Origin of the sequence: Anaerocolumna jejuensis DSM 15929 (assembly GCF_900142215.1) — a bacterium.
Taxonomy (GTDB): Bacteria; Bacillota; Clostridia; order Lachnospirales; family Lachnospiraceae; genus Anaerocolumna; species Anaerocolumna jejuensis.
In genome coordinates this window covers 64,032-82,436 of sequence record NZ_FRAC01000023.1, presented here as the reverse complement: position 1 = coordinate 82,436, position 18,405 = coordinate 64,032, and the positions used below count along the sequence as shown (strand labels likewise).

Genomic DNA, 18,405 nt, shown 5'->3' with positions numbered 1-18,405 from the left:
TTACCATTTCCCCTTATAAAAATAATCATTTAATGAATCATCAAATACTGCATAATCACTACCATTACTATTTCCATTAGCTGTGGCAAGCTCTATATCGTAAACCCCTTCAAACCATTTATCTTTAGAGATATTCTTAAGTCTTATAAACTGTTGTACAAAGAAAAGTTTATCTTGAGGTTTTTTCTCTCCTTTAAAAGATATCTTAAATTTTACATAGACCCTTACACGATATGCATTATCAAAATATAATGTAGAAGGTTCCACTGATATCACTGAACTTTTGATGACAATATGATTCTTTTTTACATATGGCATATATTCTTTGATATCATCCGTAGTTTTTTTATCAGCTGATGCAATATCATATAAAAAATAGGTATTTCGCAGACCATTTAACCAATTATTATCTATAGCACGATAATCAACGTTCAGACGATATTTTAAATTATTTTCCACCTTTTTCATCCAATCATCTACATAAATGCATCTTCCATTTTTATCGGTTTCAAATATCTTCATTCTTTCATTTACTTTTATAGGCCTTGCATAATCTTTCCCTTCAACTCTTGTATAATTCGATTCTGCCCACTGATACATAAACTTCATTTCATAAAAAGAGTTAGGAAAAGCCGCCAGTATATAGGGATAATCCTTTGCATTCTTCGGAAGATTAGTTGTTCGAATCAACTGACCGTCAGGGCTCATTTTGGCTCTGCCTTTTGTATTCTTAAGCAATGCTATTAACTTCTTTGCATCGCCAGTCGTTAGAAGATCATATCCATTAAAGGAACGATTTTGTATGTACAAGCCATTGCTTTTTCCTACTATGAAGCCTTTTGTATATATCTTAGCAACAGCATTTCTTTTTCCTTCCGGTATCTTATTGATATCAGAAATGCGCTGCTCTAACACAATCTTTAAGAGCTTCCCATCCACTGTATCTCCATGCAGATATTCATCTGCTCTGTTAAGAAGTACAGCTGCATCCATTCGGGTTATATAGGCCTCATCATCCTTAAAATCCACCTCCTTTACAATACCTGCATCCATAGCGGCTTTCATATAGGGACTGGCTTGTGCCTTATCAATCTCAAGTTCTGTGGCTGATACCAGGATTTTAATAAAATTATAAATTTTAATATTACTGCTGGTTGCTGCTTCTGCGGATTTGGCAGGTATCATGCCACTTAATACCATAACAATAACCAGCAATAGGCTAATTCCTTTGCACATTATGTTTCTTCTCATTTTAGTGCTCCCTTCATCTTCTCTTTATTTTATTGTGTTACTATTTTCAGACTGCCTTATGTATGGTTTTTAACGTCACTAATACTATTATTCTATTTTTTATTGTAAGCCTGCTGCTATGAAAACAATACTATGACTGCCTTCAATAGCAGGATTCAACCTGATTATATCTGTTACAAGGTAACGGTTTATTTAATTTTATATACATGGATTTTTAATAGAAGATTGTTTACGAATTTTAATGGTGAATTGATCTTCATGAAATGAATTAAGACTAGCTATGAATCACTGTTTTGAATTTTTATTATAACGTTTTCTTTGATAATTATAAGATGAAATATGTAACTAAAGAATATTATCCCAATATAAACAGCCAGATAAAATAGGATAATCCTATGACTATGCATGAAAGCTCAGATACAAGCTCATTATATAACTTCCCCCTTGAAATACTTATTCCTCTTTCCCCCGATAAAATTCCTGCTCTTGCTCCCCTATTTAATCCAAACTATAACATGTTTTTCAGGAAAAATCAAGAATGTATTTCCTCTTAATTCCATCTTGTTTTTTATTTCTCATAAGGTTAGATAAAATTAATACCCTTTTCACACACATAAGAAGATACTATACCCTGTTCTATACAACCCAAATACAAACATAAATATAAGGTACCGTTTTAATTCAGGCAAATGCTATCAAATGCCTCAATTAAAACAGTACCTTCTTTTTAAGCGAATATATCTTTTAAGATGTCCTCAATAATCTTTTCTTCCTCTTCCGAGGTAGGTTTAACAATCTCGTACTCTTTATAATTGTAACCTCTTCCATCCTCAAGGGCAGCAGCAGTCCTATCATCGTGGTAAGTTATGTCTTGTTTTGCTGTTACCGGCTTTGTCGACACTGGTTTTGCTGCTACCGATTTTGCTGCTACGGGCTTTGTCTTGATATCCCGTACTTTTGCTGCACTGACCTCAGCCACCTTAACCTCAGCGGCATTTGCCTCCACGATCTTAATTTCTTTGCCTGTTTCTACCTGAACTTTTACCTCTTTTACCTCCTCTTTTTTATAGGACTTTGTCTCCTCTGCTTTCTTTGGCTCTCCCTCTTTAGCGGACACATGCTCTATTCTTTCCTTGCCTGAAGGATTCTCTTGACTGCTTTCTGCTTTACTTTCAGTTACTTCTTTTGAATTATCAACCTTTCTGCCAGAGAAATGGTTTGATGAAGCATTTACTGACTCCTGTTCATTCTCTGCTTCTCCAACCGTTTCAGCTGTTTTAGTCTCCCTATCTCTTCTGTTCTGGATTTCCTTCAGAAGATTCTCCTTCTTCTCCTGTGCCGTTGTCCTGGCACTATACCCCCTATGCTTCTTTTCCAGCTTTAATACCCTTTTCAATTCCTTTTGCTGCTGCTTTTCTTCCTTCTTTTTCTGCTCTATCTCTAAGGCCTCTGCCTTAAGCCTTGCTGCCTCCTGCTTTTTGGCTTCCTTTTGCTTCCTCGCATTTAGTTCTTTTTCCGTCCTTTCATTCTGCTTTGCTTCCTTTTCAATAGTTCTTTGTTTCTGCGATTCTGCTTTTTTATTTAGCTTTGAAAGCTTCTTATTCTCCTGCCTTTTTGCTGCTTCATCCTTCTGTCTGGCTTTCTGGTTCAGCTTTTCAAGGCGTTTTGCTTCCCTGCTCTTGTTTTTCTTTCTTTTTTGAAAGGGTCTGAGCTTGTCCCTTTCCTGCTGCTCTTTTGATACTGCTGTAAAGGAGGAAGGCTGATATGCCTTTTTATACTGCTCCATTAATTCCGGTTGGCTTTCTTCCTGTACCAGCCTGACTTTCAGCACATTCTCCAGATAATCTTTCATATTGAGCCTGATCATTTCCTTTTTTCCGGTGGGATTTACAACTCCCTCAAAAAATATCAACAGACCGCAGGATAAAATACCCACAGTAAATGTGGTTAATATCTGATTTTTTCCACATTCATAAATAAGCCCTAAAATAGTACTTATTGCACCTACTAAAAGGGACAGGACCAGAACTTGTCCACATAGGGTTTCCCAGGTTGATAAAAAAATTCCACAGAATTTATAGTGAAAAAAGTGTTTATCCACAAAGATATCCACATTATTCACACCCAGCTTAAGTTTATAGTAAGCTTCAAATTTTTTCTTCATGTTTTTTGCCAGTTTATTTTTTGAGGTACTCATGGTTTCAGAAGCCTTTAGCAGTCTGGCATACAGCACCTGTACCACAAGCTTCATAAGGATACCGCAGCCTGTCAGCGCCAGTAATATGTAGATAAAAACATGGTTATCAAATAAAGTCCGTATCACAAAACTCCCCGCCTTTCCATTTATTAACAGTTATTATACTTGATAATAACGGCTTTGAAAAGGCGGGGAAGCTTATATTTCATTGACACGGAAATCCTATCTTTGGTAAAAAGGCTAAAGTTTCCCGAAATAATTTATGAAATTCCCTTGTATTTTATTTTTATAAGGTGTTTCTTGTCGTCCCATGTATATCAAAAATTGGACAAGCACTCTGCTATAAAGCTGTTATCAAAGCCTTTACAAGCTTTACCGTATGCTCTATGGCTTTTGCCTCAAAGGCACCATAGTCCATATGGGCACTGTCATCGGCCTTATCGGAAATTGCACGTATGATAAGGAACGGCGTATTATTTAAATGTGCCGCCTGGGCAATTGCACCACCCTCCATCTCCGTGCACAGCCCGTGAAAATGCTCCGTAATCCATATTTTCTTTTCCCTGCCACTGATGAATTGGTCTCCGCTTACTACCCTGCCCGGAAAAACTCCGATATCCGGATTTACTTCCTTACATACCTTTACAGCCAGAGCGGTAAGGCTTTCCTCTGTCTGAAATACGGAGGTCTCCATTCTGGGTATCACACCAAAATCGTAGCCAAAACCCGTAGCATCCACATCATGCTGGAGAGCATCACTGGAAATTACCATGTCTCCAATATTGATTTCTGCCTTTAGTGAGCCTGCAACACCAGTATTGACAACTAAATCAACGCTGTAATCATCAATCAGTATTTGCGTGCAGACAGCCCCATTGACCTTACCGATACCGGAACGAACCACTACGCAGGGTCTTCCTTCAAGGGTGCCTTCCAGGAATTCCATGCCAGCCTTCTTCCTGCTGCTGACCCCTTCCATAATATTCTTTAGCTGATTTACCTCTTCTTCCATGGCTCCGATAATACCTGTTTTTTTCATTTCCTGCACCAATCCCCTCTGCTGCACTTGGGGGTATCCTTTCTACATTTAATCTGTTGTTATAACTCTGCCGAAGCATCATAAATAATACCAATTAAAATTATTATATCGGACTGTACCTTTTCCTGCAAGCTATAAAGAATTTTTGCTTCGGCTTAAAGAATTTTTTCTCCAGCAAAGCCGTAGCAAATACCTGGGAGCAATTTTATGGAATTGCTGCTTGCACTGCCTTAAAAAGATGCTATAATAAAAAAGTATGTTATTATTCATACCAGCTCAATGCTTATTGCAAATAACTTTTTAAATATCTAACGTAATGTTTTATTGAAAGGATTGGTGTACATATGATATATAAGACCAGCGGTGTATGCTGCAGCGATATAGATATCGAAATTGAAAATGATATTGTTAAAAAAGTAGTATTTAACGGAGGCTGTGCCGGAAATGCGGCGGGCCTGTCCAAACTGGTTGCAGGAATGAAAGTTGAGGACGTAATTGAAAAACTTGAAGGAACGAAATGCGGACGCAAGGCTACCTCATGTCCCGACCAGTTATCAAAAGCGTTAAAAGAATGGAGGAAATAGAAATGAAGCGCATTGTCTTAACCGGAGGCGGTACAGCAGGGCATGTTACACCTAATATTGCTCTTATGCCGGCATTAAAGGAAGCAGGTTACGATATTCAATATATCGGCTCCCATCAGGGAATAGAGCGTTCCCTGATAGAAGAACTTAAGATTCCCTATTATGGAATTTCCTCTGGAAAACTAAGGCGCTACTTTGACCCTAAAAATTTCAGTGACCCCTTTAAGGTATTAAAGGGTTATTTTGAAGCTTCCCAGCTAATGAAACAGCTAAAGCCGGATGTGGTGTTTTCAAAAGGCGGTTTTGTTTCCGTTCCTGTTGTATTTGCTGCCAAGAAAAGAGGCATTCCGGTAATTATCCATGAATCTGATATAACCCCAGGCCTGGCCAATAAGCTTAGTATTTCCTCCGCCAGTAAAGTATGTGCTAATTTTCCTGAGACAGTCAAATACCTTCCTGAGGGAAAGGCAATCCTTACCGGTACCCCCATCCGCCAGGAACTCTTTGCAGGCAATAAGCTGCTAGGCCTTGATTTCTGCGGCTTTACCAGGGAGAAGCCTGTTCTTTTGGTTGTAGGAGGAAGTACCGGGTCCGCAGCAGTCAACGGAGCCGTGCGGCAGGCATTACCGGAGCTGTTAAAGAAATACCAGGTTGTGCACCTGTGCGGCAAAGATAAGACGGATGAAAGCTTAAACGGTACAAAGGGATATGTCCAATTTGAATACATCAAGAAAGAGCTAAGTGATTTACTCGCTGCTGCCGACGTTGTTATCTCCAGAGCCGGTGCCAATGCTATCTGTGAGCTTCTCTCACTTAGAAAGCCCAATTTACTGATACCCCTTTCGGCTGCTTCCAGCAGAGGAGATCAGATATTAAATGCGGAATCCTTTAAAAAACAGGGCTTCAGCTATGTGATAAAGGAAGAGGAGCTTACTACGGATACCTTGTTAAAGGGCGTAGAGAACGTCTACGATACGCGCAGTGAATATATAAAAGCTATGAGCCAAAGTAAACTTAATGACTCTATTGATACGATCGTTAAATTAATCAAGGAATTGACAAAGCAGGGAAAGTAAACCGGAAAAATAAAGAAAGAATGTCATAAAAAGAAGGTTGCTGCAAAATAGCTTTATACGTAAATCAGCTATTTTGCAGCAGCCTTTTATATTTTTCACCATCCGCTTTCCGACTTAAAATTCTTTTACCTTCCTGGCCAGCGTCTCTGCTAAACCTTGCATCTCGCCCTCTTTATATTCTCCGGGAGTCCAGGTAAGCTTTATAGTATCATTATCATATCTGGGAATGATGTGGACATGAAGGTGAAACACTGTCTGGCCAGCCGCCTTGCCATTATTCTGCAGGATATTGATACCGTCACATTGAAGCTCTTCCTTTAAAACACCGGCAATCTTCTTTGCGACAGTAAAAATGTGAGCTGCATCTTCCTCCGGCAATTCAAAAATATCCTTACTGTGCTTTTTAGGTATCAATACCGTATGTCCTTTTGCAGAGGGCGCTATATCCAGTATGGCTATCACTTTTTCATCCTCATATATAGTAGCAGAAGGAATTTCGTGCCCAATAATACTACAAAATACACAATTATTAATCATAATTCTCTCTCCTTTTCCTTTCTTCCTACAGCTGTAGGACAAAAATGCATGCAATCCTTGATTTTACAAGGAATTTCTATGAATTAACTGTCGTTTCCTGTAAATTAGATTTTATTGTAAAAAAAAACATATTCTGATAATATAATCTCAGGAGGTGGACAATATGTTATTTTCCAACGAAGAGCAACATAAATTACAGGATTTAATGAGTTCCAATGATGATTTTGCTTATTTTATGACCAAAAGCCTTGATGGGTATAAAAGCATCTCCTCACAGATTTGTCATGAGCTGCGCAATCCCCTGACATTGATAAAAAGCACTTCCCAGCTTATTGAAGCCAATAATCCGGAAGTAATAAATATCAAATATTGGGAGCAGCTAAAAGATGATATCCATGAATTAGAGCTTTTATTGGAGGATTTTAGTACATATAATCACAGCAATGCTGTGAACCGGCAAGATCAAAATATCCTTCTACTATTAAAGTCCATACTAGCCAGTTTCCAGGCTGCTGCCAGTCAGAAGGGTGTGGAAGTATTACTTTCCATTGATAATGAAAATATCCCCTGCTACACCTTGTATTCTTTTGACCGCATTAAAATGAAACAGGTAATTATCAATATTCTTAAAAATGCTTTGGAAGCTACTGAAAAGGGCGATTACATCCGCATTGCCTGTAAATCAGAGGACCCATCCAATCTTCTGATTACCATAAGCAACAATGGAAGCCCAATTCCAGAGGATGTCCTCCCTACTATTTTTACTCCTTTTGTAACATATAAAGCGAACGGTACCGGGTTAGGCCTGGCTATATCATCCAATATAATCAATGCCCACGGCGGCTCCCTGACCGTAAAATCTGAAAGGGAAGAAACCTCCTTTTATATCAACCTTCCCTTGTAAGAGAGTAACTCCCTGTTAAAATAAACCTCCCCTTAAGGTTTATTTTCCACGGAACTTGAATGTATTTTATCCACTTTGTCTCAAAGGATTACCTGCCCCGGTAATCCTTTGACTCTCTTATGAAGCCTTTTTAAAGGGAAAAGCCTGGTCGAAGATCCGAAGCAGGCTGAAATTGCCTTTCGCCGTCAGCTCTCCTGACATAAAAGCCATCTGCATAGTAATATTCCCTGCTATGACTTTTTTCATAACACCTAAAGGCAGTTTTACTTCTACGTCCGCACTGCCGCTTCCCTTGCCATAATAACAGTTAAGTTTCCCGTTCTTTATCTCTGCCGTAATAATTTTATCGGAATCAGAAAATGTGATTTCATAAATTACGTCCGTATCCTTTATACTGTGGTAATTTTCAATAAGCTTTGGCAGAATCTCCTCATTTTCCTCGTCCTTGCCGCTTAACATTCCTTTAAATATCTGGGCCAATTCTTCAATATCTTCCTTTTGCTTCTTCACATAGGTATCATCCGACACATATACGGAAAGCTGCTCACTCTCCTGGGGTGTCAGGTCATTAATACTGCCCTTTAGTAATTGCCTGTTCAAGAGGAAATTGCTTCCCGGCAGCATCTTGGCTTTTTGATTTACAGCTTTATAAAGCTGTTCCGCATATTTTTCTATCATAAGTCCGTATGCCTTGTTGGTCTCAAAATCCACATGATCCTCCACATAAGCCCTTATGCCATCCAGAACATTGCCTTCCAATACTTCCCAGGCTTTAATAAGATAGCTTTCCGCTTCTCTTTCTCCCCCGGCAGTAGCTATAACCACAGGGAGCATGTAAAGCTTTCCGATATGCTCCTTGTCTGCATACAGCCAGCAGGCATCCAGGAATTGCTGCATAAAGCCGCCGATTCCAAACCATTCCACATTCACAGCAAGAATAATCCCGTCTGCCTCCTTTAATGTCTTTGGAAGCATGGCGATTCCATTCTTTTCTTCATAAAGGTTATATCTTGTTACATTGACCCTGAGCTCTTCCAATACTTCGGTCAACTTGTGGATTACATATATGGTAGAGTCTTCAATCAGTCCTCTTCCTCCGTAATAAATATTAATATTCATATTTACCTCTCATTCTGCCGCCCCTGGCGGCATATAATCTGATGAATGAAACCGCATGGCGGAATCTTTTAGAGTGAAAATGACATCTTCAACACTTATTCCATTGATTAGCGAAGGCTTGTCTTAGATTCCGCTATAAATAATGGGGTGAGAAAGTGCCTTTCTTTCACGTCTTTCATCCAATATGATTTTTCTTTTGTTTTCTATAAAGAAGTGCCGCCAGTAGAAAACCGCTTAAAAGCCCTCCGATATGGGCGGCATTGTCAACTCCCTGACTGGTCAGCCCTCCATAAAGACTGAATATTACAAACCATACAAGCTGCCTGGTGCTGATATTTTCAAGCCTTCCCCGGTTAACAGCTACAACATATGCCATTCCGCCTACTACTCCAAAAATGGCTCCCGAGGCACCAATTGATATAATATTATTAAATTTTATCATATTATAAAAAATAGAGACAGCCCCGGCTAAAATTCCGGAAGCCAAATATGCCGTCAGGTATCTCCACTTTCCCATGGCCCTTTCCAGATTATCTCCGATAAACAGCAGCACTATCATATTATTTGTCAAATGGCTTAATCCGGAATGTAAAAACATATAGGTGATCAACCGGTAATATTCCCCGTTCTCCAATATATCCCGCCAGGAGAGGGCTCCCTTATTTACATATATATCTCCTGTACTTTCAGGCAGCAGATTGTTTACAATAAGAAATACCAGTATATTTGAAAGAACAATCGCTGTATTAACCGGAGAAAAATACCTCGAAAGGTTACTTTTTTCCTTGTACCTTAAAGGTTCATGGGGCATCTCTTCCTCTTTTCCAGTCTCAAAGGGACTATACTCCCTTAATATGAAATCCTCCAGTCCTCTTCTTATACCGATAAAATTATAATTTTGGTTTTCATAAATAATCAGCCTGTAATTCCCTGTATCAATAATCCAGGATTCCGCTTCCTTGCCTGTAATCTGGCAGGCCCTGCTGACATCCCCGGTTACCAGAATCGTATGCATATAGACTCTTTTGGGGCTGCCTTGTGCCAGGCTGTCATAAATCTGCCTTTTGATATTTTGGTATTGCGAAGCAGTAAATTCTGCTCCCTCCGGGCAATCAAAAACTATAAGTGCATAACAGCCCTCTTCCCTATCCTGATAATAGAGAGAAATTCTGTCTGCATTTACCGCTATTGGTTTTAAATTACTTTCCGCAAAAAAACTTCTGATATCGTCAATAAACATACTAGCTCCCATTGCATGCCGCATCTGCCTGCAGCTGCGGCAATGTTATAAATCAGAGTGAGAAATATCTTTTATTTCACACTAAGCGCCATGCCTTCCCAACGCACCGCAAGACTGTGCTGAGGATTTCGCAGGCACTTGTGTGATAATTGCTTTTCAAATTTTCACACTGACTCTCATGCATAACCTATTTTACGCTACTCTTCTTCCCAGCCAAAGGATCTTCTTACGGCTCGGTTCCATCCATGAAGCTTTTTCTTTCTTAATTCCTCTTCCATGTCCGGTGAAAATACCCTTGACCCATCTCCGTGTTGTTTAATTTCCTCTTTGTTATTCCAATATCCCATAGCCAGGCCGGCAAGATAGGCTGCGCCCAGCGCAGTCGTTTCCACACAGGAAGGCCTTGACACCTCTATGTCAAGGATGTCCGCCTGAAACTGCATCAGAAAATTATTGGAGGAGGCTCCTCCGTCTACCTTTAAACTTTTAATTTCTACCTTTGCGTCCTGCTCCATTGCCTTTAAAACCTCATAGGTCTGATAGGCAATAGCTTCCAGGGTTGCTCTGATTAAATGATTCTTATGAAAGCCTCTTGTGATACCTACAATGGTCCCTCTGGCATACTGGTCCCAGTAAGGCGCCCCTAGCCCCGAAAAGGCCGGAACCACATAAACACCGTTGGTATCTTCTACTTCCATAGCCGCTTCTTCTGTTTCGGCAGCATTTCTGATTATCTGCAATTCGTCTCTTAACCATTGAACTGCTGCTCCGGCAACAAATACGCTTCCTTCCAGGGCATATTGTATTTTCCCTTTTTCCGAGGCTGCTATTGTAGTAAGCAGCCCGTTATTAGATGCTATCGGCATATTTCCGGTATTCATTAAGAGAAAGCATCCTGTGCCGTAGGTATTCTTAACATCACCCTTTTCAAAGCAGCATTGTCCAAATAGGGCTGCCTGCTGATCTCCTGCTACTCCGCAGATAGGAATCTTACCGCCAAGAAGTCCCTTTTCCGTATATCCAAATACATGGCTGGAGGGCTTTACCTCCGGCAGGATTTGTTTGGGTATATCAAGTGCCCTAAGAATTTCATCATCCCAACATAACTTATGGATATCATAGAGCATGGTTCTGGAAGCATTGGTGTAATCCGTAGCAAATACCTTTCCGCCGGTTAATTTCCACATAAGCCAGGTATCTACTGTCCCGAAGAGAATATTACCCTTTTCTGCCTCTTCCCTTACTCCCTTAACATTGTCAAGAATCCATTTAATCTTGGTGGCAGAAAAATAAGCATCCGGAATAAGCCCTGTGCGCATCTTTATCACCTGGTCTAATCCGTTTGCTTTTATTGTCTGTACCATATCCGAAGTTCTTCTGCACTGCCATACAATGGCATTATAAACCGGTTCCCCTGTATGTTTGTTCCACAAAACGGTCGTTTCTCTTTGATTTGTTATCCCAATGGCAGAGATATCCTCTGCTCCTACTCCCAGCTTTGCCATGGCTTCTGCTGCCACACTAATCTGAGAGGACCAGATTGCCATAGGATCCTGTTCTACCCAGCCTGCTGCCGGGTAAATCTGCTCAAATTCTTTTTGTGCTTTGCTTACAGCTTCTCCCTGATTATTAAATAGAATACATCTTGAACTGGTAGTTCCCTGATCAAGAGCCATGATATAGTCCTTCATACACCCTCCAAAATGACACTTACATTATAGTATACTCTGTCTGTGCCACCCTATAATGGTAGATTATACTATTAATCCATGACTTATACAAGCTTTCTGCATTTTTGATCAGCTTAAAATTCTTTTACCTTAAATAGAAAAACCTCTCTGGAAAAAGCCAGCTCATCGGAATTATTTATCAGGGCCGGATGATTCTTTTCCAGTTTCTGTCCATTCACAAAGGTTCCGTTGGTAGAACCAATGTCTGTTAAAAATACCTCTTCCTCTCTTATAGTCACTACTGCATGGAGCCTGCTTACACTGCTTTCCTTCAAAATCAGTTGGTTACGGTTCTTATCCTTTCCTATGTAGAAGGGAAAGCTTTTAATGGGAATATCAATGGGATTCTCTTTATTCTTAGCTACCAGACAGTAGGACGGTTTTGCAGCCTTGGCATATAAAATTTCTGTCTTGTCCTCCTCTGCTAAAATCTGTGTAACGTACTCTCCTTCTTCATCAATCATTTCATTTTCTTTCATTCCATTTTCCTTGATACTGTTTTCTTTTACAGCGTATCCTCTTTCGCAGTTTTCTCTTACATAGTTTTCCCTTCTATAGTTTTCTCTAACATAGTTTTTTCCAGTATAGTTTTCACCTGTATTGTTCTCTTCCGCATGGTTTTCTCTTCTATAGTTTTCACTAGTATTGTTTTCTCCTGCATAGTTTTCTTCTAAATAGCTTTCTCTTCTATCTGCTTTGTTAAAACGCTCTTCCTTCCCTGGATTGAATGGTCTATTTTCCCTAAGGCTATTTCCTTCCCCCTTTTTCTCCTGCTCTTCTTCATATACCACCTTTGTAACCATCCTGGTGCTCTTCATTTTAGGATCAAATAATTTGGAAAATACATATCCCACCAAACATACTATTACTGCAATTCCTGCTGCCACCTTTACTATATCCGGTTCTCCCATCTGGTTTGATAGTACACCGCTTTTATAAAGTATTATTGAAACACCTATTCCAACAGCCGCAACAGCTCCTGCTATTATATAGGTCTGTATTTCATAGTAGCTGATTTCTTCCTGTTTTTCATATTCGCCGGAAAGATTTACTTCGGCTTCGGCTTTTTCTTTTCCTTCTTTTAATTGGCTATCAGTTTCTCTTTTTAGGATGTTCGTTTTAAATAAAGTATTAGACTTCAGCAAGGCATTGGACTTTGAAAAAGCATTTGACTTAGATAAAGAATCGGACTTTTGGAAAGCATTTGGCTTTGATAAAGAATTGGACTTTGGAAAGATATTTGACTTCATTATGGTATTGGGCTTAAGTAAGTTATTGGACTTTAGTAAGTTATCAGACTTTGCTAAGATATTGGACTTGTCCCAAATATTGGTTTTTTGTAAAACACTGGGCTTTACAAAATTGTTTACTTCTTGTCCTACCGCTGCTTCGCTTTCAAGACTTTTTACCTCCTGGGGCGAAATCTTTTTAACTTTAATTTCCGGATGATTGTATGCCTTTAATATTTCCTTCAGCTTATAAAGGGTGGTATTATTCTCCCTGCTTTCTTTATAAAGGGCATATATTAAAAGCACCAGCGGCTCTTCCTTATAGTCTGCCTTATTCATTATAACCTCAAACAAAACTGCCAGCTGGTTCACGATATTTTCCCCATAGCCCGGGAAATAGCACAACTGAAGACTTTTCAGACCTTCTTTCACAAACAGATATTCCGGATGGAGGATAAAATCATCCTGCTCTAAAAAATATTCCTGACCGCTGTCAATTGTTTGAAAGATTCCTTCCAGAAGGTCCTTTACCTCTGAAAAATGAAAAATTCTATCTTTGCATATGGCTTCAACTGTTTTTAAATCCGTTATGTCATAATAAAAAAGCTCAATATTATCAATGCTTCTGATTTCTGTCCTTAATAGGCCTGGAATGGTATACTGTGCCAGCATTTTATTCTTATAACTTCTTTCAGAGCCCTCTCCCTTTAGAACCAGATAGTTGCTTTTCATATCCTTTATAAATTCTTTTTTCAGTCTGATGTCTGCACCTTCCATAAGCACCTCATTTCTCCTATTGCAGTACCTTAATTGATTTTTGCAGCATATTTAAAATGCTGTCCGCCCCCGGCAGTTCCTCCCCCGAATCCCTTGCTATCTGAAAAACTCTGATAAATTCCTCATTATTATCAAAGCTCTTTATCTCTTTATAACTAAATTCCGTACCTCCGCTTTTAAAGAATTCCCATATTCCTCTTATTGGCATATCAAATCCATAATTTACACAGACATTAGCTTCGTTTTTCTTTATTTCAACTGTAACATTTGATATATGGGCAATCCATACTTTTCCTGTTATGATATTTTGAAGCAATGTTTTCAGGGAAGCTTCCTCTTCCCTGTTGTCATATAACAGCCGAAGGATTCCTTCCTTTATATAACTTTCATAATTTATGGCCTCAGAAACCGGGTCCATACTCTTTTTGACCGTTTTTTCTCCCTCAAGAACAGTATGGTGTACAGCGCCTTCTATTGCCGCCTTATCATGGAAAAGAAAGCAGGTGTATAGAAGTGCGGTTATTATAAATAGAATCATCGGAAATAGAATTGCTGCTTCCAGGGTATAGCTGCCCTCCTGTTTCTTTTTCATAATAGGAATAGCCCTCCAAGATAGGAAAGAAAAATAAAAGGAATAAAGGGTATGGTATCCTTCTTCCCTGCCTTTTTAAGAAGCAGCAGTACTAATGACATAAAGGCTGCAATAGTCAGGCTGAAGACAAAAAGGCCCAAATTATCCCGAAAGCCAAGGCATAGTCCGGTTATACATATTACAATTCCGTCCCCTAAACCTATCTGTCCCTTTAGCAGCTTGCTTAAGAGTAACAGTAAAAGGCCTGTCCCCAGCCCCAAAAGACGGCTTGTAACAGATATCCCCCCTGCTGCCAGAAAAATCACCAATAAGCAGCTGCCTGCTGCTAACATGGCTATGGATATTTTTTTCTCTTTAAAGTCCTGCCACCCACATAAAAAAAGCCACAAACTCATTAATATCTCTGATAGTACCTTCATCTTCCCACCCTTTCTTTCCTATTTCTTTCTGTCCCTTTTCTCATTACTGCTTTGAGCCCTGCCGCTTTTGACACCTTTTGCACAAGCTTCTATTGCCCACTTCCGAAAGAGGTATTTTAAGTACAGTCCTTTTCAGCCCACTGCAATTAATATCACTATGGTAACGGTCACCTGTATCGGTAATGTAAACCGTTCCGGTAGGTTTTACTTCGTCACTGCACAATTCACAGGGGTAATATTTACCGCCATAAATATTGCGGAGATTCTTTATATTAGAAAAAGGTACATCCCTTATGGACAGCTTTAAATAGGAACAGTCCTCCCATAAATGATACACACTTCCGTTCTCCGTAATATAAACATATACGTTATCTTCCTCTCCTTCTCCCTCTTTTTCTCCGGTATCAGGCCGGTATCCGTTCCAGCCCCGTACACTGACTCTCTGAAGGATGAAAAAATCACCTTCCTTTGGCAGTGCAATAGGTGGTTTAATGAAGTAGGTAAGTATGATATCTATCCGGTCATCCTCTCCCATAAAATCAGATAGATAGGCAGATATACCATCCATTCCTCCCGCTATGATGGATTTATTAATATAGTCCTCATTGACATAATCATGAAGCTTAAAGTGAAAAAAGGCTGCGTTAATGCTTTTTGTTATAAGAAGGTCTTTGAGTGTATCTGATTTTCCGCAATCTTTCGATTCTTCATGGGTATCTATGCTGCCAGGTTCTTGCTTATTTTCGCCCTTCTCACCCAGATCTCCTTTTCCCTCATAATCCTTTATATACTGATATACATATCCATATCTGGCAAGGTTAAGGCCTTCTTTGGTAATTGCCTGCTGGAGCATATCGTGCAAATGATAGATCTGCAGGAAATACATGATTGCTAACATTGCATAGAGAAACAGCGGAAATACCAAAGTGCATTCTACTGTTAAGGACCCTCTGCAATTACGATTATTACTAGTATTTATGCCCATCTTATTTCCATTTCCATAAAGTAGACAAGGATATCCGCCCATGTATATAGTGGATGATGCTTCCCGGAGAGAGATTGCTTTTATATTGGTAAGACGGATATCCTTGTCCGCTTTATTTTGATATTATTTTGAAAAATGCAATGCATTTTTCAAATTTTATTTAAGCAGTATCACAAGTAAACTTGCGATATGCATGTGGATTAGTGTGAATTATTGAGAAGCATAATTCACACACAAGATCGTGCCTGGGAAATCCTCAGCCCAATCTTGCGGTGCGTTGGGAAGGCATGGCAATTAGTATGCATAGTCCTTCTTTATGTGGTAACTGTATACCCCATCTGCCAGCTCTTTGTCCTTTGTTATAAAAGGAAAATCAATGAACCTGCTCTCCATCTGAAATTCACCTTCTGCCCCAAAGCCTGCCAGACAATTTTTAATGGAAAAGCTACCCTCATATTCTGCCCGAAGATTTTCCTGAATCAGGTCCATAGAATGGTAAATCTTACTCTCTCTGTTCTTTAGGAATAAAAATATATTCAGACAGGTCTCGTAATCCACATAGCCAAGTCCTCCATCTGCTTTCATATGGGATGTTTTTTCTATAATTCTCGCTTTTGTCAGTCCCAATATATCCGTAAGTCCCAGTGAAAAGTCTTTCTTCTGCTTGATTACCGGCACGCTCTTTCCTGAAAAAAGAGCTGCCGTATCCACAAGTGCCTCGCAAAATCCCCAGGTTACAATAATTACGTACTTCACAGCTTCAATAATGGCAGGCATTCCGGTAAAGCCTACGAAGCCTGCTGCCATCACCTGCGCCTCTTCCCTGCTTTTTGTATCTGTAAGGAGCGTTATGGTATCCGTAAGGCTTCTTAAAAGTACAATTTTATTTATAATCTCTTTCAGATTCTCTTCATCCTTTTCCTCTTCCCCCAGGATATACTCCTTTTCATAGCTTAATACCTTTGTACCAGACTTCTGCCCTTGCAAATAATCACCAAAATGCTCTTTTACGTACTCTGAATATAAGGCATTGTTCAGGATATCAGTTCCTTCTTCCTTCAGATTCAGGGAATCCTTTAGGGAAGAAAACACCGGGGAATATACCTCCTTTTTGTTATCAAGGCCAAATTCTTTTCCAGGCGTATTCTTTTCCTTTTCTGCTACTCCTGAATTCATAATGCTTGTGGGAAGTTCTGAGGTGCTTATCTTGTTTTTTGAAACCCTGTCCGTATCCTCAATTACCAATTCCATTAAGCCATTGCCCAGGATTTTGTTTACTCCCTCAAAAAACGGATTACTGTCCTTTGGCTTCATGCAGCCAGAATAGGAAAACTTAAGAGGGCTAAAATCAAGGTTCCTGACGCATTCCTCATAGACCTGCAAATTTTTCTCATAGGTCTCCCAGGAAGTCTTATTGGAGGATAGTGATAAATCCTTCTGCTTAAGACAATTTTCTATCAATGATTTATTGGCAGAAAGGCAAGCCTTCATTCCCTCAAAGTCATATTGAAGCGCTCCCTCTGTACCAGGCTCAGCCATAGAAAGAGCTTCAGGTATATTTTCCGATACCCCTTCCTTCCTGTCTTCCTTGTATTTTTTTAATGCTTCTCCATACTTTGCTGTCTCTTCTTTAACCTTTTCACTTAAAGGCTTCATCTCACCTAATATCTTAAGAGCATTATTTATAGAATTTGTTTCATCATCCAAAATACCTGTCAGATAAGCTCCCTCCCTGTTAAGATTCTCTATTAATCGTTCTTCTTCCTCTCTGTAATTTTCTATATCCTCCTGTACTCCATCGATTTCATCAGCAAGGTTTTCCTTCTCTTCCCTGGTATATTGAGAGGTATCAACAGCTAACAGCTGCTGATATCTTCTGCTTGCTTCTTCCTGCATATTTACGCAGTCAGAAAGACTTGATAATTCTCCCCTTATTCCTTGTATATTCGTAAGAGGATTTTTATAATGACTTTGTACGGATTGAAACAGCCAGTCATTATCGATGCTAAGACTATTTCTGTCAACTGTCCCCGTCCATACCTTCTTTATAAAGCTGTCCTTTATTTTAGCCATATCCCCATTGGTTTTTACTCCGTGCTTCTTCATTTCAAAACCGTCAATAACCTCCATAAGCTTTAGTACCCTGCCTTCAAGCTCTGCTGCCCTTTCTTCCGCTTCCTGCCTTTGTTCTAAGATTTCCCCTGTTTGCTTTGCGCTTTCCGTAATTTTAAGATTTTCTAGCAGGCTTTTGATACCATCCTCCGGAATTCTGTACTTCATATATTCGCAGGCCTGCCTTGCAAACAGCTCCCCCTTTTTATCTAACAGGGTCTGGGTACTTGTGATATCAACCTTCTTTATTGTTATGCCATAGGGTTCAAAGGAGGAGGGCAGGCTAACAGGAAGCTCCTCCATGTCCTTTCTTGGATAAAAGGTATAATCCATATATTCCTTCAGCTTGTCTGTCAAAGCATTGTAATCTGCATCCTTCCCGCCAAATCCTGTATCAAGTCCGAATATATGATATTCCTCATACAGCGGAGAATAATACCCTGCAAATGCTGAATCCATGGCTGTATCAAAGGCCCTGTCTGACATGACATACCCACCGTTAAGCCTGACAGCTTCCACAGTTGTAAGAATAAGTGCCAGAACCGCAAGCAATATGATACTTAAAAGTACTGTAATAACACCGCTTTCCTTCTTTTTCATATACACCTCATATA

Annotated in this window: 15 protein-coding genes; 3 read left to right on the top strand and 12 right to left on the bottom strand. The window is 39.5% G+C overall.

Annotated features, from left to right (window positions below):
* The 3 genes from BUB77_RS20510 to BUB77_RS20500 form a co-directional block, all read right to left on the bottom strand.
* Nucleotides 1–1,251, bottom strand: coding sequence for a hypothetical protein (locus BUB77_RS20510; RefSeq protein WP_073278719.1), 1,251 nt, complete (start codon nucleotides 1,249–1,251; stop codon nucleotides 1–3).
* Nucleotides 1,252–1,978: 727 nt separating this feature from the next.
* Nucleotides 1,979–3,574: a hypothetical protein gene (locus BUB77_RS20505; RefSeq protein ID WP_073278718.1), complete on the bottom strand. Its 1,596-nt coding sequence runs from the start codon at nucleotides 3,572–3,574 to the stop codon at nucleotides 1,979–1,981.
* Between the two features lie 214 nt (nucleotides 3,575–3,788).
* On the bottom strand, nucleotides 3,789–4,487 hold the full coding sequence (locus tag BUB77_RS20500) for a 5'-methylthioadenosine/adenosylhomocysteine nucleosidase (RefSeq protein ID WP_073278797.1): 699 nt from the start codon (nucleotides 4,485–4,487) through the stop codon (nucleotides 3,789–3,791).
* Between the two features lie 344 nt (nucleotides 4,488–4,831).
* On the opposite strand from BUB77_RS20500, the gene BUB77_RS20495 reads away from it, so the two are divergent.
* Both BUB77_RS20495 and BUB77_RS20490 read left to right on the top strand, forming a co-directional pair.
* Nucleotides 4,832–5,071, top strand: coding sequence for a TIGR03905 family TSCPD domain-containing protein (locus BUB77_RS20495; protein ID WP_073278717.1), 240 nt, complete (start codon nucleotides 4,832–4,834; stop codon nucleotides 5,069–5,071).
* A gap of 2 nt (nucleotides 5,072–5,073) precedes the next feature.
* Nucleotides 5,074–6,147, top strand: a complete 1,074-nt coding sequence (locus BUB77_RS20490) for an undecaprenyldiphospho-muramoylpentapeptide beta-N-acetylglucosaminyltransferase (protein WP_073278716.1) — start codon at nucleotides 5,074–5,076, stop codon at nucleotides 6,145–6,147.
* Nucleotides 6,148–6,261: 114 nt separating this feature from the next.
* Here BUB77_RS20490 and BUB77_RS20485 read toward each other — a convergent pair whose 3' ends face one another.
* On the bottom strand, nucleotides 6,262–6,684 hold the full coding sequence (locus tag BUB77_RS20485) for an HIT family protein (RefSeq protein ID WP_330392647.1): 423 nt from the start codon (nucleotides 6,682–6,684) through the stop codon (nucleotides 6,262–6,264).
* Between the two features lie 163 nt (nucleotides 6,685–6,847).
* Between BUB77_RS20485 and BUB77_RS20480 the strand changes: the two genes are divergently transcribed.
* Nucleotides 6,848–7,588, top strand: coding sequence for a sensor histidine kinase (locus tag BUB77_RS20480; RefSeq protein WP_073278715.1), 741 nt, complete (start codon nucleotides 6,848–6,850; stop codon nucleotides 7,586–7,588).
* 117 nt (nucleotides 7,589–7,705) lie between these two features.
* Here BUB77_RS20480 and BUB77_RS20475 read toward each other — a convergent pair whose 3' ends face one another.
* The 8 genes from BUB77_RS20475 to BUB77_RS20440 all read right to left on the bottom strand — a co-directional run bounded on the left by BUB77_RS20475 (nucleotide 7,706) and on the right by BUB77_RS20440 (nucleotide 18,391).
* A complete protein-coding gene (locus BUB77_RS20475) occupies nucleotides 7,706–8,707 on the bottom strand; it encodes an SCP2 sterol-binding domain-containing protein (RefSeq protein ID WP_073278714.1) in 1,002 nt (333 codons plus the stop codon).
* 175 nt (nucleotides 8,708–8,882) lie between these two features.
* Nucleotides 8,883–9,947, bottom strand: coding sequence for a rhomboid family intramembrane serine protease (locus BUB77_RS30530; RefSeq protein WP_242962556.1), 1,065 nt, complete (start codon nucleotides 9,945–9,947; stop codon nucleotides 8,883–8,885).
* Between the two features lie 197 nt (nucleotides 9,948–10,144).
* Nucleotides 10,145–11,638 (bottom strand): glycerol kinase GlpK, encoded by a 1,494-nt coding sequence (gene glpK / locus BUB77_RS20465; protein WP_073278713.1) that lies wholly within the window; start codon nucleotides 11,636–11,638, stop codon nucleotides 10,145–10,147.
* A 113-nt stretch (nucleotides 11,639–11,751) separates the two neighbouring features.
* Nucleotides 11,752–13,683 (bottom strand): DUF6382 domain-containing protein, encoded by a 1,932-nt coding sequence (locus BUB77_RS20460; protein ID WP_139241257.1) that lies wholly within the window; start codon nucleotides 13,681–13,683, stop codon nucleotides 11,752–11,754.
* A gap of 16 nt (nucleotides 13,684–13,699) precedes the next feature.
* Nucleotides 13,700–14,275 (bottom strand): TadE/TadG family type IV pilus assembly protein, encoded by a 576-nt coding sequence (locus tag BUB77_RS20455; RefSeq protein WP_073278711.1) that lies wholly within the window; start codon nucleotides 14,273–14,275, stop codon nucleotides 13,700–13,702.
* On the bottom strand, nucleotides 14,272–14,694 hold the full coding sequence (locus tag BUB77_RS20450) for a prepilin peptidase (RefSeq protein ID WP_073278709.1): 423 nt from the start codon (nucleotides 14,692–14,694) through the stop codon (nucleotides 14,272–14,274). The genes BUB77_RS20455 and BUB77_RS20450 overlap by 4 nt, the downstream gene beginning before the upstream one ends.
* Before the next feature lie 43 nt (nucleotides 14,695–14,737).
* On the bottom strand, nucleotides 14,738–15,679 hold the full coding sequence (locus BUB77_RS20445) for a TadE/TadG family type IV pilus assembly protein (RefSeq protein WP_170866701.1): 942 nt from the start codon (nucleotides 15,677–15,679) through the stop codon (nucleotides 14,738–14,740).
* A gap of 294 nt (nucleotides 15,680–15,973) precedes the next feature.
* Nucleotides 15,974–18,391, bottom strand: coding sequence for a DUF5702 domain-containing protein (locus tag BUB77_RS20440; RefSeq protein ID WP_073278706.1), 2,418 nt, complete (start codon nucleotides 18,389–18,391; stop codon nucleotides 15,974–15,976).
* Nucleotides 18,392–18,405 lie beyond the last annotated feature (14 nt).